Origin of the sequence: Bacillus sp. ZY-1-1 (assembly GCF_003047165.1) — a bacterium.
In the GTDB taxonomy this organism is placed as follows: domain Bacteria; phylum Bacillota; class Bacilli; order Bacillales; family Bacillaceae; genus Bacillus; species Bacillus velezensis.
The window spans coordinates 1,750,398-1,773,832 of record NZ_CP027061.1; the positions used below are offsets into that span (position 1 = coordinate 1,750,398).

A 23,435-nucleotide genomic window follows, 5' to 3' on the forward strand; every position below is an offset into this window, starting at 1 on the left:
GTGCAGGATTTTCATCTAGCCAGGCAAACAAATATTCGGTAAACTGTACCTCATAAAGAGGTGTGAACGATGAAGAAAAAATCACTGAGCGAACTGATTCAGGAATTAAAAAATCATGAAAATATTGTGCATTGGCATGAAGAGGAACCGCGGGAGGCGAAAACCATGCCGATGCCGGAGCAAGTAGATCCGAACATTCGGGCGGCTCTCGAAAAGAGGGGGATCGAGCGGCTTTTTACACATCAATACTCCGCTTTTCAGACGGTTCAAAACGGAGAAAGCATTGTGGCCGTCACACCGACGGCCTCCGGAAAAACACTGTGCTATAATCTTCCGGTTCTTCAGTCTATCGCGGAAGATGCCACAAGCCGCGCACTTTATTTATTTCCGACAAAGGCGCTCGCGCAGGATCAAAAAAGCGAGCTGAATGAAATCATAGACGAGACGGGCATGGATATTAAAAGCTTCACCTATGACGGAGATACGTCTCCGGCTATCAGGCAGAAAGTCAGAAAGGCCGGGCATATTGTGATCACAAATCCCGATATGCTTCATTCAGCCATTCTTCCCCATCATACAAAATGGGTGAGTCTGTTTGAAAACCTGAAATATATCGTCATTGATGAATTACATACGTACCGCGGTGTATTCGGCAGCCATGTGGCGAACGTCATCCGCCGTTTAATGAGAATCTGCGCTTTTTACGGAAGCAAGCCGTCATTTATCTGTACATCCGCCACAATCGCCAATCCGAGGGAGTTGGCGGAGCAGCTGACGGGAAAATCCGTGCGCCTGATTGACGACAACGGTGCCCCGGCAGGAAGAAAGCACTTTGCTTTTTACAATCCTCCGATTGTAAATAAACCGCTGCATATTCGAAAAAGCGCCACCGTGGAAGTGAACGAACTTGCCAAAACTTTTTTAAAAAATAAGATCCAGACGATTGTTTTTGCCAGAAGCCGTGTCCGGGTCGAAATTATTTTAAGCCACATTCAGGAGATCGTAAAAAAAGAAATCGGCGCGAAGTCTGTCAGAGGCTATCGCGGCGGATATCTACCGAAAGAAAGAAGAGAAATAGAGCGGGGGTTAAGAGACGGCAGCATTCTCGGCGTTGTCAGCACAAACGCGCTGGAGCTCGGCGTTGATATCGGCCAGCTTCAGGTCTGCGTGATGACGGGGTACCCGGGCAGTGTCGCGAGCGCATGGCAGCAGGCGGGCCGGGCCGGGCGCCGGCAGGGTGAGGCGCTTATCGTGATGGTGGCGAACTCTGATCCGATTGACCAATATATTGTCCGCCATCCTGATTATTTCTTTAAACGCTCGCCTGAATCTGCAAGGATTAATCCCGATAATCTCATTATATTGGTCGACCACCTGAAATGCGCCGCATATGAGCTGCCTTTCAGAGCCGATGAAACATTCGGAGAAAATGATGCGAGGGACATTCTCGAGTATTTAGAGGAAGAAGGGGTGCTTCACGAAAACCGCGAACGCTATCACTGGGCGAGCGAATCTTTTCCCGCCTCCAATATCAGTCTCCGTTCAGCGTCACAGGAAAACGTGGTCATCGTTGACCGGTCAGAGACGGCTGATGTAAAAATCATCGGAGAAATGGACCGCTTCAGCGCGATGACGCTTCTTCATGATGAAGCGATTTATCTTCATGAAGGGGTGCAGTATCAGGTTGAAAAGCTTGATTGGGACCATAAAAAAGCGTACGTGCGAAAGGTCGATGTCGAATATTATACAGATGCCAATTTAGCGGTGCAGCTGAAAGTGCTGGACATTGACAGAACGGACAGCAGAAAGAAAACGGCCTTACATTTCGGCGACGTCACCGTGAACGCACTTCCGACAATATTTAAAAAAATTAAAATGACGACATTTGAAAATATAGGATCAGGACCGATTCATCTTCCTGAAGAAGAACTGCATACCAGTGCAGCCTGGCTTGAATTAAAAGAAACGGATTCGGAAATCGGCGAAAAAACGCTTGAACAGCTGCTTTTAGGCATTGCCCACGTCCTGCAGCATATCGTGCCTGTATACGTCATGTGCGATCGAAATGACGTGCATGTCGTGCCGCAAATCAAAGCCGCACATACGGGACTTCCGACAATCTTTCTGTATGATCATTATCCGGGCGGAATCGGACTTGCCGATGAAGTATATAAACGATTTGATGAAATCAATGAAGGGGCTGAGCGCCTGATCCGACAATGTCCATGTCAAGACGGGTGTCCTTCCTGCATCGGCTCCGAAATAGAAGGAATAGATGCAAAGAAAGCGATACTCCGGCTCTTGAATTACGTGTAAAAGAAAAGGGGGACGAAAGATGTCCTTGAAAAATAAATTAAAGCGGATGAAAAACCACTTGAATGTGCCGGAAGCTGAAAAAAAGCCGGCAGCTTCACAACTTTCGGTCCCGGATATTCAAGTCCCGTTTAGAGAAGAATGGGAGGCACTCGGAGTGAAGCCTTTCTTTTTTGAGGATGAATACTGTCTTATCCGCGAAACCGTCTATCCGCTTTCGCACCGCCACGGACGGTACAGCTTCAGTGAACTTGATGACGTCATGGCATTATGGAATAAAGGCGGTTTGACACATACTTTATCAGCAGAAGGATACGAAAAAAGCCAGCTGTTCTTCTTTGATACTGAAACGACCGGCCTCGGCGGCGGGGCCGGCAATATGATCTTTTTGCTCGGCCATGCAAGAGTGTATGAAGACCGTGTAGCGGTTAAACAGCATCTGCTCCCTAAACCGGGAAACGAGACGGCTCTTTACAAAAGCTTTTTAAGTGAGGTTGACATTACGTCCCTTGTTACGTATAACGGAAAAGCCTTTGACTGGCCGCAGGTAAAAACCAGGCATACATTGCTGCGGGACAGGCTTCCGAAACTTCCTGACTTCGGGCACTTTGATCTTCTGCACGGGGCGAGACGGCTTTGGAAACATAAATTAGAGCGTGTATCGCTTTCGGCGGTTGAAAATGAAGAGCTTGCTTTTAAAAGGGACGAAGACACCCCTGGTTATTTGGCGCCGATGCTGTATTTTCAATTTTTAAAGGCGGAGGACCCGGCTCTTTTAAAGGGAGTGCTCTCGCATAATGAACAAGATGTGCTTTCCCTCATCGCTCTTTACATCCATATGTCAAAAAAGATTTTTGCATCTTCTGATCAGACGTCAGAACGTCAGGAAGCATACGCCATGGCGAAATGGTTTATCGCTCATAAAGAAACCGATCGCGCCGTTTTGCAGCTGGAAGCGCTGCAAGGCAAAGACTTTGAAGATTCGGATCGGGCCCTTTTTGACTTAGCGATGCTTTATAAAAAACAAAACCGCAGGCAAGACGCCGTGCCCCTTTGGGAGAAACTGACGGACTCTGATCTTCACACATGCAGACACCAATCAGCGGTTGAGCTGGCGATCTATTTTGAGCATTACGCAAAAGATTACAAAAAAGCTCTGCAGGCCGCGCAGCAGGCGGCAGAAGACGAGGAAATATCGGAAAAAGAAGCCGAGAAGCTCCATGTGAGAATTGCCCGGCTCAAGAGGAAATATTCCTCTTGAAATATTGCCCGGGAAAGCGCAAAAGCCGAGCTGTTTCGCCAAAAATATTTTTTTCTGAATCCGCATCGATTTTGTTGTAGAATGGTGCCGCATCTTGTAAAATAGCGTTAGTTATTTATAGGGGAGAGTTGGTATGTATAAAGGTGTTTTTTACTTGTTCTTTGTCGTGGTTTTTTTGATTGCGTTTGTATTTTCGAATTTTAAAGACAGTTTGCTGACACACTTTTAAATTGGGTGATTGAATTAGAACATGCACCCTCTTTTCTTCATAACCTAACAGTGTAATAAAAGTTAATGGAGAGGGGATTTAGCATGTTTCATCATCATTGTTGCAGACCAAACGTGATGCCGCCGATTGTCCATCCGACTCATTGCTGTGAACACCATTGCTTTTCTAACACGGTTGTGCCGCATATTCATCCGCAACATACAACTAACGTAAATCACCACAACTTTGAGCACGTTCATTACTATCCGCACACTTTTTCAAATGTTGACCCGACAACTCACCAGCATTTTCAGTGCGGAAGCCCTTGCTGCGATCATTAGTATTGAACGCTTAAGCAAGATCGGTTAGGATATCAGCAAATCAAAATGGGGCCCGATGGGGAGCCCCATTTTTTAAGCAGGTGATCAATTGAAAGTATTAGCCGTAACGGGGTACAAGCCGTTTGAGCTCGGGATTTTTAAACAGGATGACCGGGCGCTTGTTTATATAAAAAAGGCGATAGAAACCAGACTCAGAAGCTTTATTGACGAAGGCTTGGAATGGATTCTCATATCCGGACAGCTGGGGACTGAGCTTTGGGCGGCAGAAACGGCGTACGATCTCAGAGAAGAGTATCCGGAATTAAAGGTTGCCGTTATCACGCCTTTCTACGGCCAGGAGGAAAAGTGGAAGGAGCCGAATAAAGAAATGTATGAAGCGGTGCTTGCTCAGGCAGATTATGAGGAGAGCCTGACGCATCGGCCGTACGAAAGTCCGCTCCAATTCCGGCAGAAAAACGCGTTCTTTATTGAAAAGTCAGATGCGCTTTTGCTTTTATATGATCCGGAGGTGGAAGGATCGCCGAAATATATGCTGCAGCAGGCAGAAAAACGCCGTGAAACAGACGGATATCCGATTTATTCGATTACGATGGATGATCTCCGTGCCGCCGTTGAGGAAGAAGATTTCTTTACATAACACGTCAGAGAATATTTGACAACGGGACGTGTTTCTGAATAAAATATAACATGATGATTCACGATATGAGGTGAAAAAGATGCTTGCTGATAAAGTAAAGCTTTCTGCGAAAGACATTTTGGAAAAAGAATTTAAAACAGGCGTTAGAGGTTACAGACAAGAAGACGTTGACAAATTTTTAGATATGATTATTAAGGATTATGAAACCTTTCATCAAGAAATTGAAGAACTGCAGCAGGAAAATCTGCAGCTGAAAAAACAGCTTGAAGAAGCAAGCAAAAAACAGCCGGTGCAGTCCAATACGACCAACTTTGATATTCTGAAAAGGCTGTCCAACCTTGAGAAACATGTATTCGGCAGCAAACTTTATGACGAATAAGGCAGATGCACTTGTCAAATGAGACAAGTTGCTTTATAATGAACAAGTGTTCTTAACGTTCGGGTAATCGCTGCAGGTCTTTGAATCTGTAGAGGAAAGTCCATGCTCGCACGGTGCTGAGATGCCCGTAGTGTTCGTGCCTAGCGAAGAAATAAGCTAGGGCAGCCTTGATAGGCTGACGGCAGGAAAAAAGCCTACGTCTCCGGATATGGCTGAGTATCCTTGAAAGTGCCACAGTGACGAAGTCTCATCAGAAATGTTGAGAGTGGAACGCGGTAAACCCCTCGAGCGAGAAACCCAAATTTTGGTAGGGGAACCTTCTTGAAGGAACTGAACAGATAGAAGGACAGAATACTTTCTGTAGATAGATGATTGCCGCCTGAGTACGAGGTGATGAGCCGATTGCAGTACGACGGAACAAAACATGGCTTACAGAACGTTAAACATTATTGATATGACAAATTAGAGCTCTCCTTTAAAGGGGAGCTTTTATCTTGAATGAAACGAAAGCTTAAAAGAGACAGGGTGATACGATGAAGAAGTACACACTAATAGCGACGGCGCCGATGGGAATTGAAGCGATCGTCGCCAAAGAAGTGCGTGATTTAGGTTATGAATGCAAAGTAGACAACGGAAAAGTCATTTTTGAAGGAGATGCGCTTGCGATCTGCCGCGCTAACTTATGGCTGCGGACGGCTGACCGCATCAAAGTACAGGTCGCCGAGTTTCAGGCAAAAACGTTTGATGAGCTGTTTGAAAAAACAAAAGCGATTGACTGGCGCGCGTACATTCCGGAAAACGCAAAGTTCCCCGTTATCGGAAAGTCCGTGAAATCAGTGCTTGCCAGTGTGCCTGACTGCCAGCGGATCGTCAAAAAGGCGATAGCGGAAAAGCTGAAACTTCAATCAGGAAAACAAAATGAATGGATTGAAGAAACGGGACCCGAGTATAAGGTGGAGATTTCCCTTTTAAAAGATAAAGCCGTACTTACACTGGATTCATCAGGAACAGGCCTTCACAAACGGGGATACAGGGTTGATCAGGGCGGAGCTCCGATTAAAGAGACGCTCGCTGCCGCGTTAATTCTGTTAACCAACTGGACGCCTGACCGTCCGTTCGTCGATCCGTTCTGCGGTTCCGGCACGATCGCCATCGAAGCCGCTTTAATCGGGCAAAACATTGCTCCGGGTTTTAACCGTGATTTTGCTTCAGAAGACTGGGAATGGATCGGAAAAGAACTGTGGGACAAGGCGCGCCTTGAAGTGGAAGAAAAGGCGAACTATGATCAGCCGCTGCAGATCTTTGCCAGTGACGTGGATCACCGGATGGTAAACATCGCCAAAGAAAACGCAGAAGAAGCGGGACTTGGGGACCTGATCGAATGCAAGCAGATGCGAGTGCAGGATTTTACGACGAAACTCGAATTCGGTGTTATCGTCGGAAACCCTCCGTACGGCGAACGGCTCGGCGAAAAAAGGGAAGTAGAGCAGATGTATAAAGAAATGGGCCGGGCATTTGAATCTCTTGATACATGGTCTGTCTACATGTTAACGTCAAATGAACAATTTGAAGAGGTCTACGGAAGAAAAGCAACAAAAAAACGGAAGCTCTTTAACGGTTTTATCAAAACGGATTATTATCAGTACTGGGCTAAAGTGCGGCCGCAGCGGAAAAAGCCGCAACAAAGAGAAGACGCCTGAAACAGCGTCTTCTCCGGCATCTTTACGTTTTATTCTGCCATTACCAGCGGTGCGCTTTTGCGTTGCTCCGTAAAATAATGTTGGTCTGGGACATTTCGGTGTGGCCGTTCACCTGCGATTTAGAGCGTTTCGGCCGCGTCCAATTGTGATGAAACAATTCAGAATGCTGATCTAATCGATCTTTATAACTCATGTAACCATCACTCCCGGATAGAATAATTTTGTGAAGATGGATATTCGATCGAATATCTGTTGTAGTTTGTGCAGGTCAGGTGCGGATCATTCAGGATGGCATGTATAGAAAGTGAAGCATCGGCATAGAATGATGATTATTTCTATTTGAGAGGTGATCTTATTTTATGCTGAACAGCGAGCACTTCAGTAAAATACAAAAGGCGTTAGACGCAACTGCTTTCCGGCTGGAGGAAGCCGGAGCTGAGTTCGGTCCTTCCGTCATGACACGCGCACAGGAAGAACTTGAAAATGCGGTAAAACATACACATTCAACAGACCATCCGTTCCTATGTACACATATCATTAACCGGAAATGAGTAATGACAAAAACTTGGCGTGGCCAAGTTTTTTTGTTGTATTGAAAAGGGTTAAATGATATTATAGATGGTCTGAATGCCGAATAGTTAGGGGTTGGAGTTGGGTGACAACATCACGTTTGCCTTTTGCTTTAACAAAAGAAAAGAATTTTTACGAAGAATTGAACAATTGGATTGGTGACGTGTTTTACGATATCCTTCCCGAGAAAGGATTTGACCTTCGGGATGAGCAGGTATTTATGGCGTTTCAGCTTGAACGGGCTTTTAAAGAGAAAAAGGTCATGTTCGCTGAGGCAGGAGTCGGTACGGGGAAAACGCTGGTGTATCTGCTGTTTGCCATCAGCTATGCAAGATATACGGGTAAACCGGCCATTATCGCATGCGCCGATGAAACGTTAATTGAACAGCTTGTCAAAAAAGAAGGCGACATTTCCAAGCTGACAGAACATTTGGATCTGCAGATTGATACACGGCTGTCCAAATCCCATGAGCAGTATCTCTGTCTGAAAAAGCTGGAGAAAACGATGCAGCGTTCTGATGATGAAAAGTGGCTGGATCTTTATGAGTCGCTGCCTTCATTCGTACACGAATCACAAGCGATGCAGCGCTTTTATCCGTACGGCGACCGCAAACAGTACGCTGATTTGACAAATGAAGAGTGGGCAGGCGTCAGCTATGATTCCTTCCAAGATTGTTTAACATGTGATATGAGACATAGATGCGGTTTAACACTTTCAAGAGATCATTACAGAAAATCAACGGATCTGATTGTTTGCTCCCATGATTTCTACATGGAGCATGTATGGACGGAAGAATCACGCAAAAGGGAAGGGCAGCTGCCGCTTTTGCCGGATCACAGCGCCGTCGTGTTTGATGAAGGACATCTGCTGGAATTCGCCGCGCAAAAAGCGTTAACGTATCGTGTGAAGCAGTCGACGCTTGAGCTGTTTTTAGAGCGTCTGCTTCAAAATGACATCAGAGAGGAATTCGCCGAACTGATTGAAGATGCCCTTGCCGCAAACGATGAGTTTTTCTATGTGCTGTCAGAGGAATCGAAGGAAATCGCCGGCTCTCACCGATTGGACATCCAAAACGACCAGCGTGTTAAGCGTGCGGCTGACGAACTGTGCCGTCTGCTCGATAAAATCGGCGAGGCGCTCGTATTTGAATCGGAAATGTATACGATTGATAAGTACGAGCTGTCAGTTGTAGAAGAATACGTCGAACAAATGGCATATTCGCTGTCGCTGTATCAAAAGGATGCCATCAGCTGGCTTGAAACGCGGGATACAGACTCAACGTTTGTCGTTATGCCGAGAACTGTAGCCGAAGTTTTGGGAGAAAAGGTCTTTTCTAAAAAGATACCTTATATCTTCTCATCGGCCACTCTTTCTGAGGGCGGTTCATTTGATTATATCGCTGACAGTCTCGGAATCCGTGATCCTTTATCATTTACCGTTGAATCTCCGTACGATTACGAGGAGCAAATGTCTGTTGCGCTTCACGGTGACATGACGTCTGAGCAGAAAACAGCCGAAACGATTGAAACCATTAAGGAGAATGAAGGACGCACCCTCGTTCTTTTCCCTTCCTTTGAAGACATGAAGGAATTTAAAGAACAGGCTGCCGCGTGGGAGCTGCCGTATCCGATTTACTACGAAGGTGACGAAGAGATCAGCAGTCTGGTCGAAAAATTCCAGCGGGATGAAGAATCCGTGCTTTGTTCCGTCCACTTATGGGAAGGTCTTGACATTCCCGGTGACTCGCTCCGGAATGTGACCATTTGGGCATTGCCGTATCCGCCTCATGATCCTGTGTTTACCGCAAAGCGGAACGGAGCGAAAAAAGATCCGTTTGAGGAAGTTGATCTGCCGTACATGCTTTTGAGAGTCCGGCAGGGAATCGGCCGCCTCATCCGTTCTAATCAGGACAGCGGAACCATATCCATTTATGCGGGCGGAGAAAGTGAACGGGTCCTGGCCGAAGTCAAAAAGGTCTTGCCTGTTACACCGAAAATCGTATAAAAACAAGAGCTGCAGGAATCTTATCCTGCGGCTTTTTTTAATCCGGGAAGTTGACTTTATGACGGCGTTCCATTAGCCTGTAATTGATAGTGAAAAGGGAGGGGAACGGATATGGATGTACATACATATGAAAAAGAGTTTTTTGATCTGTTAAAAAGAGTATCCCACTATGAAGAAGCCATTGCGCTCATGCATTGGGACTTAAGAACGGGAGCCCCGAAAAAAGGCTCTGATGACCGGGCGGAAAGCATCGGACAGCTGTCGGCTGACGTTTTTCAAATCCAGACATCCGACCGGATGAAAGAGCTGATCGACATCCTTCTCGTGCATGCAGAAGAGCTCTCTGAAGATACAGTGAAAGCGGCGGAACTTGCGAAAAAAGATTATGATCATAATAAAAAAATTCCTGAAGATGAGTATAAAGAATATGTCATTTTAACATCGAAAGCGGAAACGGCTTGGGAGGATGCAAAGGCGGCCTCTGATTTCTCTATGTTTGCTCCGTACCTTGAGAAGCTGATTGATTTTAATAAGCGGTTTATTTCTTACTGGGGCTATGAAGATCATCCATACAACGCATTGCTCGATATTTTCGAACCGGGTGTTACGGTAAAGGTGCTGGATCAGCTGTTTTCTGAATTGAAGGAAGCGATCATTCCGCTTATCAAAAAAGTGACGGAATCCGGCAATAAACCGGACACTTCCTTTATAACGAAAACGTTTCCGAAAGAACAACAAAGAGACCTCTCCTTGTATTTCTTAAAAGAGTTCGGGTATGATTTTGACGGCGGCCGCCTGGACGAGACGGTGCATCCGTTTGCGACGACAATCAACCGCGGCGATGTGCGGGTGACGACCAGATATGACGAAAACGATTTCCGCACGGCGATTTTCGGAACGATTCATGAATGCGGGCATGCGATCTACGAGCAGAATATTGACGAAGCGCTGAGCGGAACGAACTTATCTGACGGTGCATCCATGGGAATTCATGAATCCCAATCGTTATTTTATGAAAACTTTATCGCCAGAAATCAACATTTCTGGACCGCCTATTATGAAAAAATGGTTGAGGCTTCGCCTGATCAATTTCAAGATGTGAAAAGAGAGGACTTTGTACGCGCCGTAAATGAGGCGAAACCGACCTTTATCCGAATTGAAGCCGATGAGTTGACATATCCGCTTCATATTATTATCCGTTATGAAATTGAAAAAGCGATTTTCAGCAATGAAGTGACAGTGGAAGAACTGCCTGCATTGTGGAATCAAAAATATCATGATTATTTAGGCATTACGCCGCCATCTGACGCAAAAGGCATTTTGCAGGACGTACATTGGGCGGGCGGCGATTTCGGCTATTTCCCTTCCTATGCGCTCGGATATATGTATGCGGCACAGCTGAAGCATACCATGCTTGAGGATCTGCCTGAATTTGATCAATTAATAGAACGGGGCGACTTTGAGCCGATCAAACAATGGCTGACAGAAAAGGTTCATCAGCACGGAAGACGCAAAATGCCGCTTGACATCATAAAAGATGCAACGGGAGAAGAGCTGAACGTTCAATATCTCATTGAGTATCTCGTCGGCAAATATTCAAATTTATATTTATAAACGAAACGCCCGCTATACACCGGGTGTTTTTCTAAAAATTCTAAAAAGACGAATAATCGAAAACTAATTCTTTGTAAAAGTTCGGAAATATTCAAATTTCACTATGCAAAAGAAGTGTATCTTGTTATAATTTGATTAATATCATACGAACACTCATATAATCGCGTGGATATGGCACGCAAGTTTCTACCGGTCACCGTAAATGTCCGACTATGAGTGAGCAATGGAACGGCTTTATTCGGCCGTTACGTGTAGATCATTCGGCATTGCTTGCTCTTTTTTTGGAGAGCGGGCAATGCTTTTTTTATTTTTTATAAGCGGGGGTAATCATTGTGGAAGCATTAAAACGAAAAATAGCAGAAGACGGAATCGTTCTTTCTGATCAAGTGCTGAAAGTGGATTCTTTTTTAAACCATCAAATTGATCCGGTTCTCATGCAGCAGATCGGCCGGGAATTTGCGCGGCGTTTTGAAAAAGACGAGATAACCAAAATCGTCACAATTGAATCTTCGGGCATTGCCCCTGCGGTAATGGCCGGCCTTGAACTCGGCGTTCCCGTCATCTTTGCGAGAAAAAGGAAGTCTCTCACGTTAACGGATGATCTGCTGACGGCGTCCGTCTATTCTTTCACGAAAAAAACAGAAAGTCAGATTGCAATCTCCGGAAATCATCTCTCGAAAGAAGACCGCGTGTTAATCATTGACGACTTTTTAGCGAACGGACAGGCGGCAGAGGGGCTTTTGTCCATCGTAAAACAAGCAGGCGCAGCGGTTTGCGGGATCGGAATCGTCATTGAAAAGTCATTTCAGCCGGGAAGAGACGAGCTGGTAAAAAAAGGATGCCGGGTCGAATCACTGGCGAGAATTCAATCGCTTGAAGACGGAAAAGTGACATTTGTACAGGAGGTCCGTTCATGAAAAACGGCTATGCCAAAACACTTTCCCTCGGTATCCAGCATGTGCTTGCCATGTATGCCGGCGCCGTCGTCGTTCCTTTAATTGTAGGAGCGGCATTGGGACTGAACGCAGAACAGCTGACATATCTCGTATCAATTGACATTTTTATGTGCGGGGCGGCTACGCTGCTTCAAGTATGGAGGAATAAATGTTTCGGCATCGGCTTGCCTGTTGTGCTCGGCTGTACGTTCACCGCGGTAGCGCCGATTATTTCCATCGGTAAGGAGTACGGGATTTCAGCCATTTACGGAAGCATTTTGGCATCGGGTCTGCTTGTCATTCTGCTGTCGTTTTTCTTCGGCAAGCTCGTATCCTTTTTCCCGCCTGTCGTAACCGGATCTGTCGTGACGATTATCGGGATGACCTTAATGCCGGTCGCGATGAATCATATTGCCGGCGGGGAAGGCAGCAAGGATTTCGGTGATCCGGCTAACCTTGCCCTCGGATTTACGGTGCTCGTCATTATCGTGCTGCTTTATCGGTTTACAAAAGGATTTTTGAAATCCATTTCGATTTTAATCGGCATTGTCATCGGGACGGCCATCGCATATTTTATGGGAAAAGTGCAATTTGACAATGTGGCGAATGCTGACGCCATTCAAATGATTAAACCGTTTTACTTCGGGACGCCGACATTTCATGCGGCACCGATTATTACGATGTCCATCGTTGCCATTGTCAGCCTTGTTGAATCAACCGGCGTCTATTTCGCTCTCGGTGACCTGACAAACCGGCGCCTGTCTGAACGTGATTTAGCAAAAGGCTACCGCGCGGAAGGCCTGGCGGTATTCATCAGCGGCATTTTCAATGCTTTTCCGTATACGGCCTATTCCCAAAACGTCGGCCTCGTGCAGCTGACGGGGATTAAGAAAAACGCGGTCATCGGTGTCACGGGCGCACTTTTAATGCTATTCGGCCTTTTTCCGAAAATCGCAGCCTTCACGACCATCATCCCGTCTTCAGTACTGGGAGGCGCGATGGTGGCCATGTTCGGCATGGTCATTTCCTACGGCATTAAAATGCTCAGTCAAATTGACTTTAAAAAGCAGGAAAATCTTCTGATCGTCGCGTGTTCGGTCGGATTGGGACTCGGTGTAACCGTCGTTCCCGATATGTTTAAGCACCTGCCGTCTTACTTAAATCTGCTGACCACAAACGGAATCGTCGCCGGAAGCTTTACCGCCGTGCTTTTGAATATTGTTTATAATATGATTCCTAAAACGAAAAAAACTCTTGATGTGACAAGGGTTCAAGAGGGTTAGTGATCCGTTTTTCTTAAAAAAATAACATTTTAATAACATTTCTTTATGAAATCCCGAGATCGAGGATGCTTCCGAAAGTTTGCTGAACTTTTTGTGAGGCATCCTCTTTTTTTATTAGTTTCATTGTTTGAAAAGAAATAAATTGAGTGATGCGGCATCCGCCTTATTTCGCCGAAAAACCGTCCCGAACTATATGTACGTGAACATATGACTGAATGTAAGAAAAAAAGGAGAATGGGGGATCATATCATAAACGAATATCATTGTTCGGACGGTGATGACACGAAACTTGGTTTAGACATGGAATGAAATGCCCGATGCCGAAGTGCAACTGCAGAATGGGCGCTGAGGGGGAGTGTCTTGTGCACCGATCCTTACAAAAGAGAGTAAAAGAAGGGAAAGCCCCTTCTTCTAATTAATCCATCCTTCAAAAGTTGCGCGATAGAACCCTTCGATTATCTCTACTTTCTTAAGGTAATAAGTAACACCATTTTTAACAGTTGTATTTGGGATATCCCATCTATGAAGGTAATCCATTGTAAAAGAATCTTTGGTCGCTTGTGTCGAAATTTTTGTTTCAGTTGAGTCGCTATTTGTATTGCCAGGGCTGGATGCAAAAGCAGGGGAAGCGGAAACGAGTAAAGCGAGAGACAAGGCAGAACCAGTTAAAACTTTTTTTAATTTCATTTTTAACACTCCTTTGTTTTTTAATACAATTGTATTATTACACAAAATACAATAATAACCAAGAGGTTTTTTGTTAATATTTTGTGGGCGCAGCGTGAATTTTTTTAGGGGAGTGGATGGCAAAAGGGGCAATCCTTTCATCCGCTGTTGCAGCTTATTTCAGGATACTGATATGTATATAGAGAAAAAGAGTTGATTATTGCTGGCCTCTGGTGAGCTGCAGCCTTTGAGTGAGTGTTTGCTTTAGCTATTCCAGCGCTTTTCCAACGGGAAAGGTGAAACAATTGTACAAAAGTAAAAACTTTATTTAAAATGTTATAAATACTAATTTTCAATATAGGAGGTTATCTGGTGGCAGAAAAGAAAAAAGCTTTAATCATTGTGGATGTACAAAAAGCTTTCGATGATAAAAAATGGGGAGAACGAAATAACGTAAAAGCGGAAGAAAACATTAGTAAAATACTGAAATTATGGAGAGAAAAAGGATGGACAGTCATATACATACAACATATTTCTGATAAACCTGGTTCTTTATTTTATCCAAAAAATGAGGGGGTTGCTATAAAGGAAATCGTTAAACCTATGGATAAAGAGGTCATTATAACCAAGAAAGTAAACAGCAGCTTTATCGGGACTAATCTAGAAGAGATTTTAAAATCAAATGATATAACAACTGTCGTAATAACTGGTTTGACTACGCCCCATTGTGTTTCAACAACTACAAGAATGAGCGGTAATTTAGGGTTTGATACCTACCTCATTTCAGATGCGACAGCAGCCTTCGGAATGAAAGACCAAAATGATACATATTATGATGCCGAGACTATTCACAATATATCTCTGGCTACATTGCATGACGAATTTGCCACAATATTAACGACTGATCAATTAATCAATGATTTTATAAAAACAAACTGATTAACATTATGGCTAAGGCCGGCGGTGGGTATAGCGGCTGAAAAGCATATTCAGTCGCATACAAGGATCTCGTCTGAAAAATGGCATCTGCTTCAGATGCTTTTTTGTTTCTTGTAAAACGGGCTGGTAAAAAATGATCGGCGCGGTTAACGGTCTGATTCGGCTTCGGTTTTGAATAACAAAAGATTTTACTAATCAGCGAATTATTCAAGATTTTTTGGCTTGTGCTGAGTCTGGTGTCTTTTGATTTCCTCGAATAGATTGGCTTGATCATCTTTTTGTGGCTGAGGCTCTTTGTTAAGACATTTTGGGTCGGTCACATTTTTAAAATCTTTGATGGTTAAAGGCTTACAGTCATCTTTTAATTCGTAGCCTAATTGTCCATTAGCTTCTAAAGTGGCATATTTAATTGAAATGCCAAGAAGCCTTAAACGCATTTCGAGTTGATCTGCTGTCAGTCTCAGCTTCTTTAAGTTTTGTATATTAGTTGGCCGTCTTCTATATCGAATTTAGATTTTTCGGTTAAAAAAATTCAATCCAGTTTACTTTTACTTGAAACCATTCCATCAACATTAAAGCACTAAAAGGATAGACGCAGCGATTAATGTTTTCAATAAACTGGTTTCTAAAATGGGATGAACGATAATCGTACCGATTGAAATCATCACCATTGTCTGTGCGATGGTCATTTGTGCAATGGATTTTCTCCCTGAAATTCTCAGTAAAATCATTCCGAATGCAATTATAATTAATTCTTCCCAAGCAAATCTCATGTTATCACCCTGGATTGTGTTTTATCAAAAATGAAAGAGCAAGTAAGAGGTTTCTTAACGTTAGCTGGGGAACTCAGGCGTCGATAAAACGTTCTGGATTGATAGAGTTGAGACTCGGCTTTTGGATAGACACGCGGGAGAGAATTTTAGTTTATGTGTTTTTGCGTCTAAAAGCAGAAACATTACAACTAATAATGATCATCGGATGTAATAAAATTACGCACCTAGGTGCTATATGCTGGATCAATTATAAAATGGAGTGAAACTAAAAAAAGGGGCAAAGCCCCCTTATATTAGCAGCTTTTTAGTTGTTACTTGAGACAATCATTCCGCCGTCATGAAAAATCAGCTTTTGTAGACGGCTGTCCAAGTGCCATCAGCACCATGGAAGGTGATGTTGTCTAAATAATAGGTGATTCCATTCCGGTAAATTGAAGTAGGGTAATCAGGGCCATAACCATTAAGTATGAACGTCGCCAAAGCAGATACTTCCTTCGTTTTGCTTTCTGCAGAAGGTGTATCAGCAGGACCTGCGGCAAAAGCAGGGACGGCAGAACAGAGTAAAGCGAGTGATAGGGCTGAGCCGGCTAAAGCTTTTTTCATTTTCATTGCAAACACTCCTTTTCTTTTTTAATACAATTGTATTATTACATATTATGTTAAATATGTACATGCCTATCTTTGTTAATTTTTTGTGAACAAACAGATAATCTATTTAAACGCAGAGATGTAATAAGTATGATGATGAAGCAATTATCATCTATAAAAATAAGATCAGGAAGCAGATGATTTTCTCGAAAATCATCTGCTCTTGCGAAATGAGGAGTTACATGACATTTACGGAACGGGCGGTAGCCATTATCAAACAGATTCCTGAAGGAAAAGTGATGACGTATGGTCAAATTGCCGGTCTTGCGGGAAGTCCGCGGGGAGCGAGGCAGGTTGTGAGGATTCTTCACTCCATGAGTAAAAAGCATCGTCTTCCTTGGCACAGGGTCATCAATGCAAAGGGTGAAATCGGATTAAGAGATGAAGAGATGTTTTCTGTACAGAAGCTGTCTCTTGAAGCTGAGGGCGTAGCGGTCACGTCAGACGGACGGATCGATCTCAATTTATACGTCCATGATCCGAATATGTAAAAAACCTGCCGTATATATCGGCAGGTTTTTCAGTTATATGCTGCAAGCCGGCCAGAAAGGTTTTGCCGGATATAAGGCCATTCCTCCCGAAGGATGGAGTAGTAGGCGGTATCTCTGAGGCCGCCGTCGACAGCCGGAATATGCGCGCGGCGGATCCCTTCAAATTGGGCACCGATCCGCAAAATCGCAGTTCGTGAGCGCTGGTTGCGAACATCGGTTTTCAGCGTCACCCTGACAGCTTGCCACGCGTCAAACGCATGGGTCAGCAACAGAAGTTTACATTCCGTATTGACACCGGTCCGCTGTACGGCAGAGGCATACCATGTGCTGCCGATCTCACACACTTCCGGGGCTGCGTCCGCCGGCCGCGTAAACACTTCCGCATCCATAAACCGCGTGCTTCCGACGATTCGCTCTTTTTCAAGACTCCGTACTGCAAATGGCAATGCAAGTCCTTTTTCATAATCGGAAAGCGCACGTTCAATATAACGCTTTGTTTCTTCGATTCCGTCAGGAACATGGGTGTAAGCGTAAGTCGCCCTATTTTCTGAAGCAGCTTCACAAAGTGCCTGAGTGTGATCAATCGTCATCGGCTCTAACTGAACGAGTGACCCTTTAAGAATGACGGGCTTCAGCATTCTTATCACAACCTTTTTTTATGAATGGATCAAGTATAGTCGAACGGTTTATCATTCAAAAGGGCCAATTTTAAATTAAAATGGCATGTCAGTGAAATCCTCGATTCAATCTTATGCATACATTCAGGAAAAAAGCGGAAACCTTTATGTGAAGAGGTGATGGGCATGGCATATGTGTTATCGGTCGGAACGAGCATTCCGGAATATCATGTCTCGCAAGAAACGGCGGCGGATTTTGCGAGAGGGATGTTTGCCGATTCATTTAAGGATATTGACCGGCTGTTAAAAGCCTTTCAAAACGGCGAAATTGAATCAAGGCAGTTTGTCCGGCCGATTGAATGGTATAAAACGGCGCGGGGTTTTTCAGAAAAGAACCGGCTGTATACGGAAGAAACCGTTAAGCACAGTGCGGATGCGGCGCTTGATTGTTTAACAAACCCGGATTGTTTAACAAATCCCTTTCCTTATGAAAAAGTGGATGCGATCTTTTTTATTTCCAGCACCGGGCTTTCGACACCCAGCATTGAAGCGAAAGTGATGAATCAGCTGCCGTTTTCTGCGAAAACAAAACGGATACCGATCTGGGGCTTAGGATGCGCGGGCGGAGCGGCCGGCCTGTCCAGGGCGTACGAATACTGCCGCGCATATCCTGAAGCATACGTGCTTGTCATCGCGGCTGAACTCTGCAGCTTAACGTTTCAGCCGAACGACAAGTCAAAAAGCAACTTAATCGGAACTTCCCTGTTTGCGGACGGCATTGCCGCAGTACTAGTCGGAGGAGAAAAGGCGAACCGAAACGGCGTCAAACAGCCGCTTCTTCCGCGGATATTCGCCACTCAATCGGTGATGATGCCGGATGCGGAAGATGTGATGGGCTGGGAATTCACCGACAGCGGTTTTCAAGTCATTTTTTCAAGAGATATTCCCACCCTGGTTTCACAGTGGCTGAAGGACAATGTTGATGAATTTTTAATAGAATATGGTGTCGGTCCTCACGACATTAAAACCTTTCTTGCCCATCCAGGCGGGAAAAAGATCATTGACGCCTATTTAACGAGTCTTTCAATGGACATCGGTCAGCTGGAGGCATCTCGGAAGGTGCTGCAAAAACATGGGAACATGTCTTCCGCAACTATTTTTCATGTGATAAAAGAACAGTTGCTCCGCGGCCGGCAGAAAGAAAACGAAAAAGGGCTGATCGGCGCTCTCGGGCCGGGATTTTCGTCTGAGCTTTTGCTGTTCAGCTGGGAAAAGGGGGCTTCTTAATGTTTTGGCTGTTTATCATGCTGCTTGCGGCCCAGCGGATTGCGGAGATGATCGTGGCCCGGCGCAATGAGCAGAAGGTGAAAAAGCAAGGCGCAGTCGAATACGGAGAAGGACATTATCCCTTTCTCGTCCTGATGCACGTGCTCTTTTTTGTCTCTCTTACAGCTGAGGTGGCGGCGTTTCAAAAAACGCTTTCTCCAAGGTGGGCCGCCATTATATGTATTATTTTATTTGTACAGGGGATCAGGTATTGGGCTCTATTATCATTAGGGCGGTATTGGAATACGAAAATTCTTGTCGTGCCGGATGCGGAGCTTGTCAGAAAGGGGCCGTACAGGTGGATGAAGCACCCGAACTACGCGGTCGTCATCTTAGAATTTATTTTTCTGCCGCTGTTATACGGAGCGTATTGGACACTGTTTCTCTTTTCGATTCTCAATGCCTGCATGCTCACTGTGAGGATTCGCGCCGAAGAGAAAGCGCTAGAAGAAAACACCGCAAAATAGAGATTGAAAATCATTCTCACTCATGATAAGATGTAAATATGAAAATGATTCTCATTCAAGGTGGTGCCGAAAATGACAATGTTATTTTTATTTGCAGCCGTTTGTACATACAGTGTTTTGATTGGTTTCGTATTGAAAAAAGTTTCGAATAAATCGATGTCTTCTTAAACATCTGCGGTTTTTAATGCCGCGGGTGTTTTTTCTTTATCAGCTGCCGATATCGGCGGCTTTTTTACGTTTCCTGAAGAAAAGTGGGCCATTCTTGTGTAAAATGGGGGAGAGGTTTTTTTCAGAGCTTTCTAAAAATGAAAACGTCATTTGATGCGACAGACACAAAGGGGTAAAGACACATGACAGAAGAAGAACGCCATAACAGGGAGATTTTCAGCAGAACGGGTGCCTTATACGTACAATTTTTGGATCACCAGGATGAAAAACGGGCCGATCAGCTCGCGGCCATTATGAAAAAAGCGGCTGATGAAGAGGTTTATATCGCGTTTACCGGGCATTATTCGGCCGGAAAGTCCTCTTTATTAAACACATTGCTCGGTGAAGACATACTGCCGACAAGCCCGATTCCCACAAGCGCCAACCTCGTTGTCATCCGGCACGGTGAAGATAAAGTCGTGCTTCATACGACGGACGGGGCTTATGCAGAAATTAAAGGAAGTTACGATAAAAAACAAGTGCAGCAATTCTGTAAAGACGGTGAGCAAATTGAAACGGTGGAAGTCTATGCCGGCTTTAAGGAGTCAGAGCCTTATGCGGCCTACATTGACACACCGGGAATTGATTCGACGGACGAAGCGCATTTTTTATCTGCCGCTTCGGTTCTCCATCAGGCTGACGCTTTATTTTACGTCGTTCATTATAATCACGTTCATTCAGAAGAAAATATGCTGTTTCTCAGCTCCATCAAAGACCGTATTCCGAATTTGTTTCTGATCGTCAACCAAATTGACAGGCATGATGAAACTGAAACGAAGTTTGAAGAGTACCGCAGGCAGGTGGAAGATATGCTTGAAGGCGCGGGAATACCGAAAGAATCGCTTTTCTTTACGTCTGTCACTGAGCCTGACCATCCTTTAAACGGCATGGAACAGCTGAAAAAACATCTGCAGAAGCTGAAACAGCAGGCAAAAACAAATTTATGGTCCTTAACGGAGAGAAAAGTCGCACACTTAGTCAAAGAGCATACAGAGATGCTCGTAAAAGATGATAAAAACGGAAGCGGAGAGCAGTTTGACAAACAAGAAGCACTTGTCCGTTCTGTTGAAGATGAGCTTAATAAAGCCGTTCAACAGGCTGAAACAGCAGAGAAAGACATCAGAAAAGACGTGCAGAACATATTGCAAAACGCTAATTTGACACCCTTTGAGATGAGGGAGCTTGCATCTGCTTATATTGAATCACAGCAGCCCTCATTTAAAACCGGATTATTCTTTTCAAAAGCGAAAACGGCTCAGGAGAAAGAGAGAAGGCATGCTGAATTCTTTGCCGATATTAAAAAAAGAACGGAAGGGGAAGCGGATTGGCACATTATCGACACATTTACGAAAGCGGCCAAGCGGTATGAAGCGGATTCGGACGAACTGATCAAGAAAATCCAGGCGTACCGCACACCGCTTTCTGATGATATCACCGCTCAGGCCCTTAAGCAGGGGGCGGCCTTTTCATCTGAATACGTATTAACTTATACGAAAGACCTCGCTGAGATGATCAGAAGGGAAGCCAAAAGACAGACAGCGGAACTCATTGAGGAGCTGACCGCTTATGTTCAGGCAAAAAACGGACCGCTCATTGAGAACTTGAAAAACCGGCTCGAAAAAGAAAAGAAGATAAGGGATGAGCTCGCGCAATCGGCAAAAGAAGAACGCAATGCCTTGGAAAAAGCAGCCCGGGTCCGCGCTTTGTGGGAAGAAGAATTGACCTGTGATACGGGAAGCGGCGACTGGTATACGCGAAAAAAACGCCTTGCAAAAGCGCCCGTTCAAAAAGAGAAACCAAAAGAGACTGTACAGTATGAAGTAAACAAACCCGAAAAAAATGCGATGAAGGAACTTCCTATAAAAGAGCAGACTGATCGGTTCTATGAGCTTGCCGGGATTCTTGAATCCTCGAGCATATTAGGAAAACAGGCAGAAGCCTTTCGAAGCAGGATTGAGCGGCTTGAAAACCGCCAGTTTACCTTGGCGTTATTCGGCGGATTCAGTTCCGGTAAATCATCATTTGCAAATGCGCTTGTAGGTGAATACGTGCTTCCGTCATCACCGACGCCCACAACGGCTACGATTAACAAAATAACGAAACCGCAAGCCGGCAAACCGCATAAATCTGCGGAGATCGTTTTTAAGACGGAGGAGGATCTGGACGCTGAAATGCTTCAGCTGACTGAGCTGAAAGACGCTGATGTAAAGGGGCGTTCACTGAAAGAGAGATGGAATTATGCCATTAAAAAGGGGAAAGTTCCGGATGAACTTATCCCGGTGATTCAGACGATGCTGCAGGCGTTTGATACGTATGAAGAACAGATCCGTCAAAGGCAGACACTGACGGTGCCGGTGGAAGATTTAAAACCGTATGCTGCCGAAGAAAAAACGGCCTGCTGCGTAAAAGAAGTCACCGTGTATTATGATTCGCCTCTCACGCAAAAAGGCATCACAATTGTTGATACGCCGGGAGCAAGCAGTATAAACAAGCGCCATACGGAACTTGCCTTTCAATATATAAAAGATGCTGACGCGTTCTTTTATATGACGTACTATCAGCATTCTTTTTCAAAAGGAGACAGGTCTTTTCTGAAGAAACTCGGCCTCGTCAAAGAATCATTCGGCATGGATAAAATGTTTTTTGTCATTAACGCCGCCGATCTGGCCAAAACCGAAAGCGAGCTGGAAACCGTCAAAGACTATGTCCGCTCAGAACTCTCAAAAGAGGGAATTAACCGGCCGAAATTATATCATGTCTCAAGTAAAGAAGAGCTTGCGGGTAAAAAAGCAGCTTTTTATAACAGGTTCTCTGATGTAAGAACCGGACTTGAGCACTTTATTGAGGAAGATGTAATGAGGGCCAGCTGCGCCCAGCTGAAAACAGAGGCGGACAAATTGTGCGATATGGTGGAACAGCTTCACGAATCTCTTCACCAGTCGGCAGAAGAAAAAGAGAAAAAGAAACAGCGTCTGGAGTCTTCCTATGAAAAAGCTCTCGCTGACATTTCAAAGCGCCGTACGTCTGAGGTCATCATTCGAAAGGTGATGAAAGATACGGAAGAACAGCTCTATCACATTAAACATCGCCTGACATTTTATGCGAATGATATGCTGAAAACCGCCTTCCATCCGGGCCTTCAAAACGGCGATTGGAAACAAAATATAGCAGCGGCGCTGAATGAAGCGCTCAAGGAATTCCGTTTTGAATATATTCAAGAGCTGAAAACGCTCGATATCCGGATGACCGGTTTTATTGAGCGCCATATGACTGAGGAATGGATGGAAAACTGTCAGAAGAAGCTTATGGAAGACGGAGATTTCTCCATTTATGTGAGCGCCGAAAACGAATTTGCCGTTCAGCTGAAAGAAGTCGCTCCGGTCATTGACGTCTCGGCATTCACACATCACATAAAAGAAGTTAAATCGCCGAAGCAGTTTTTTGAACAGAACGGAAAAGCAGCGTTTGTAGAAGGGCTCAGGCTCAGCCTGCAAAAAGTGACAGAAAAGTGGCTTGAGCAGGAGAAAGAAAGCCTTTCAGAGCGATATACTGAGCAGGTGCGCCGTCTGCAAGAAGACATGGCGGATAAAAGCCTGTCCCAGATCCGCGAGCAGCGGGACACTTATTTACAAGGTCTTGCGGATAATACGAGTGCAAGGGAAATTGAACACCTTTACGAAGCCGAAAAAGCATGGAAAAAGAAAGATGAAATGCTGAAAATTTAAAAATCCGGTTGGCGGGCAGATAACAGTCGTGGTAGACTAAAATGAAAAAAGCGAGATGAAACCTTTTATGTCAGAAGTCCATAAAGCAATTTCAGCACATTCCGCAAAACAGCATCAGCACGTCAAAACATTTGTACAGCTTGACTACCAGCGTGAACAGGCCATTGAAGAAGCCATTGTAAAATGCAGACAGAATGAACCGTTCACGACAGATGCCATCAATGGCATTACCGCAAAAATGAACCAGCTGGCGAAAAAGGGCATCGTGCCGCAAAGACGATTCGTAAGTGAAGAGATGGTGAAAGAATTCGTCAGCAGACAGTAATGGAT

Annotated in this window: 22 protein-coding genes, 1 other RNA gene, 2 pseudogenes and 1 riboswitch; of the genes and pseudogenes, 20 read left to right on the forward strand and 5 right to left on the reverse strand. The window is 44.7% G+C overall.

The features are described 5' to 3' along the window. Positions 1-69: 69 nt before the first annotated feature. From C5I45_RS09035 to C5I45_RS09065, 8 genes and pseudogenes are all read left to right on the forward strand, one after another. Positions 70-2,316, forward strand: coding sequence for a DEAD/DEAH box helicase (locus tag C5I45_RS09035; protein ID WP_025852651.1), 2,247 nt, complete (start codon positions 70-72; stop codon positions 2,314-2,316). A gap of 19 nt (positions 2,317-2,335) precedes the next feature. Beyond that, positions 2,336-3,574 carry a ribonuclease H-like domain-containing protein gene (locus tag C5I45_RS09040; protein WP_025852649.1) on the forward strand — a complete coding sequence of 413 codons (1,239 nt, stop codon included), beginning with the start codon at positions 2,336-2,338 and terminating at the stop codon, positions 3,572-3,574. Between the two features lie 121 nt (positions 3,575-3,695). After that, positions 3,696-3,803, forward strand: a pseudogene (locus C5I45_RS19655) (hypothetical protein); the annotation flags it as partial. Between the two features lie 83 nt (positions 3,804-3,886). Beyond that, positions 3,887-4,123, forward strand: a complete 237-nt coding sequence (gene cotD / locus C5I45_RS09045) for a spore coat protein CotD (protein ID WP_003153539.1) — start codon at positions 3,887-3,889, stop codon at positions 4,121-4,123. 88 nt (positions 4,124-4,211) lie between these two features. After that, the gene (locus C5I45_RS09050) at positions 4,212-4,760 is read left to right on the forward strand and encodes an SLOG family protein (protein ID WP_014305282.1); all 549 of its coding nucleotides are present in this window, start codon (positions 4,212-4,214) and stop codon (positions 4,758-4,760) included. Positions 4,761-4,839: 79 nt separating this feature from the next. Next, the gene (gpsB, locus tag C5I45_RS09055; protein ID WP_003153541.1) at positions 4,840-5,139 is read left to right on the forward strand and encodes a cell division regulator GpsB; all 300 of its coding nucleotides are present in this window, start codon (positions 4,840-4,842) and stop codon (positions 5,137-5,139) included. Positions 5,140-5,194: 55 nt separating this feature from the next. Then, positions 5,195-5,576, forward strand: an RNA gene (rnpB, locus tag C5I45_RS09060) — RNase P RNA component class B. A 96-nt stretch (positions 5,577-5,672) separates the two neighbouring features. Beyond that, positions 5,673-6,839 carry a THUMP domain-containing class I SAM-dependent RNA methyltransferase gene (locus tag C5I45_RS09065; protein ID WP_024085525.1) on the forward strand — a complete coding sequence of 389 codons (1,167 nt, stop codon included), beginning with the start codon at positions 5,673-5,675 and terminating at the stop codon, positions 6,837-6,839. Positions 6,840-6,879: 40 nt separating this feature from the next. Here the strand turns inward: C5I45_RS09065 and C5I45_RS09070 are convergent, their stop codons facing one another. Beyond that, positions 6,880-7,032, reverse strand: coding sequence for a YpzG family protein (locus C5I45_RS09070; RefSeq protein ID WP_003153548.1), 153 nt, complete (start codon positions 7,030-7,032; stop codon positions 6,880-6,882). 166 nt (positions 7,033-7,198) lie between these two features. Here C5I45_RS09070 and C5I45_RS09075 point away from each other — a divergent pair, with 166 nt between their 5' ends. The 5 genes from C5I45_RS09075 (at position 7,199) to pbuX (ending at position 13,246) form a co-directional block, all read left to right on the forward strand. Beyond that, positions 7,199-7,390, forward strand: coding sequence for a hypothetical protein (locus C5I45_RS09075; RefSeq protein ID WP_107994339.1), 192 nt, complete (start codon positions 7,199-7,201; stop codon positions 7,388-7,390). Positions 7,391-7,494: 104 nt separating this feature from the next. Beyond that, entirely contained in the window at positions 7,495-9,414 is a 1,920-nt protein-coding gene (locus C5I45_RS09080; RefSeq protein WP_017418013.1) for an ATP-dependent DNA helicase, read from the forward strand. A 111-nt stretch (positions 9,415-9,525) separates the two neighbouring features. Then, entirely contained in the window at positions 9,526-11,028 is a 1,503-nt protein-coding gene (locus C5I45_RS09085; protein WP_025852639.1) for a carboxypeptidase M32, read from the forward strand. Positions 11,029-11,161: 133 nt separating this feature from the next. After that, a riboswitch (purine riboswitch) is annotated at positions 11,162-11,261 on the forward strand. 99 nt (positions 11,262-11,360) lie between these two features. Then, the gene (gene xpt, locus C5I45_RS09090; protein WP_003153553.1) at positions 11,361-11,945 is read left to right on the forward strand and encodes a xanthine phosphoribosyltransferase; all 585 of its coding nucleotides are present in this window, start codon (positions 11,361-11,363) and stop codon (positions 11,943-11,945) included. Next, complete coding sequence (gene pbuX / locus C5I45_RS09095; RefSeq protein ID WP_014305276.1) at positions 11,942-13,246, forward strand: xanthine permease PbuX; 1,305 nt, start codon at positions 11,942-11,944, stop codon at positions 13,244-13,246. Before xpt ends, pbuX begins: the two co-directional genes overlap by 4 nt. Positions 13,247-13,657: 411 nt before the next feature. On the opposite strand, the gene C5I45_RS09100 is transcribed toward pbuX, so the two are convergent. Beyond that, positions 13,658-13,933 (reverse strand): hypothetical protein, encoded by a 276-nt coding sequence (locus C5I45_RS09100; RefSeq protein ID WP_015388084.1) that lies wholly within the window; start codon positions 13,931-13,933, stop codon positions 13,658-13,660. Positions 13,934-14,284: 351 nt separating this feature from the next. Here C5I45_RS09100 and C5I45_RS09105 point away from each other — a divergent pair, with 351 nt between their 5' ends. Next, positions 14,285-14,851: a cysteine hydrolase family protein gene (locus C5I45_RS09105; protein ID WP_003153556.1), complete on the forward strand. Its 567-nt coding sequence runs from the start codon at positions 14,285-14,287 to the stop codon at positions 14,849-14,851. A gap of 203 nt (positions 14,852-15,054) precedes the next feature. Here C5I45_RS09105 and C5I45_RS09110 read toward each other — a convergent pair. Together C5I45_RS09110 and C5I45_RS09115 are read right to left on the reverse strand one after the other, a co-directional pair. Further along, a pseudogene (locus tag C5I45_RS09110) lies at positions 15,055-15,624 on the reverse strand (DUF421 domain-containing protein). 345 nt (positions 15,625-15,969) lie between these two features. Next, on the reverse strand, positions 15,970-16,233 hold the full coding sequence (locus tag C5I45_RS09115; RefSeq protein WP_025852546.1) for a hypothetical protein: 264 nt from the start codon (positions 16,231-16,233) through the stop codon (positions 15,970-15,972). Between the two features lie 221 nt (positions 16,234-16,454). Between C5I45_RS09115 and C5I45_RS09120 the strand changes: the two genes are divergently transcribed. Further along, complete coding sequence (locus C5I45_RS09120; RefSeq protein WP_014305272.1) at positions 16,455-16,763, forward strand: MGMT family protein; 309 nt, start codon at positions 16,455-16,457, stop codon at positions 16,761-16,763. A 29-nt stretch (positions 16,764-16,792) separates the two neighbouring features. On the opposite strand, the gene C5I45_RS09125 is transcribed toward C5I45_RS09120, so the two are convergent. Next, positions 16,793-17,401 carry a GNAT family N-acetyltransferase gene (locus tag C5I45_RS09125; RefSeq protein ID WP_025852545.1) on the reverse strand — a complete coding sequence of 203 codons (609 nt, stop codon included), beginning with the start codon at positions 17,399-17,401 and terminating at the stop codon, positions 16,793-16,795. Positions 17,402-17,566: 165 nt separating this feature from the next. Between C5I45_RS09125 and C5I45_RS09130 the strand changes: the two genes are divergently transcribed. From C5I45_RS09130 to C5I45_RS09150, 5 genes are all read left to right on the forward strand, one after another. Continuing rightward, entirely contained in the window at positions 17,567-18,667 is a 1,101-nt protein-coding gene (locus tag C5I45_RS09130; RefSeq protein WP_024085520.1) for a type III polyketide synthase, read from the forward strand. Then, a complete protein-coding gene (locus C5I45_RS09135) occupies positions 18,667-19,173 on the forward strand; it encodes an isoprenylcysteine carboxyl methyltransferase family protein (RefSeq protein ID WP_003153565.1) in 507 nt (168 codons plus the stop codon). Before C5I45_RS09130 ends, C5I45_RS09135 begins: the two co-directional genes overlap by 1 nt. A gap of 72 nt (positions 19,174-19,245) precedes the next feature. Next, complete coding sequence (gene fbpC / locus C5I45_RS09140; RefSeq protein ID WP_025284905.1) at positions 19,246-19,341, forward strand: Fur-regulated basic protein FbpC; 96 nt, start codon at positions 19,246-19,248, stop codon at positions 19,339-19,341. A 182-nt stretch (positions 19,342-19,523) separates the two neighbouring features. Beyond that, the gene (locus C5I45_RS09145) at positions 19,524-23,105 is read left to right on the forward strand and encodes a dynamin GTPase (RefSeq protein ID WP_107994340.1); all 3,582 of its coding nucleotides are present in this window, start codon (positions 19,524-19,526) and stop codon (positions 23,103-23,105) included. A gap of 67 nt (positions 23,106-23,172) precedes the next feature. Further along, positions 23,173-23,430 (forward strand): YpbS family protein, encoded by a 258-nt coding sequence (locus tag C5I45_RS09150; RefSeq protein ID WP_003153568.1) that lies wholly within the window; start codon positions 23,173-23,175, stop codon positions 23,428-23,430. The last annotated feature ends 5 nt before the right edge of the window (positions 23,431-23,435 follow it).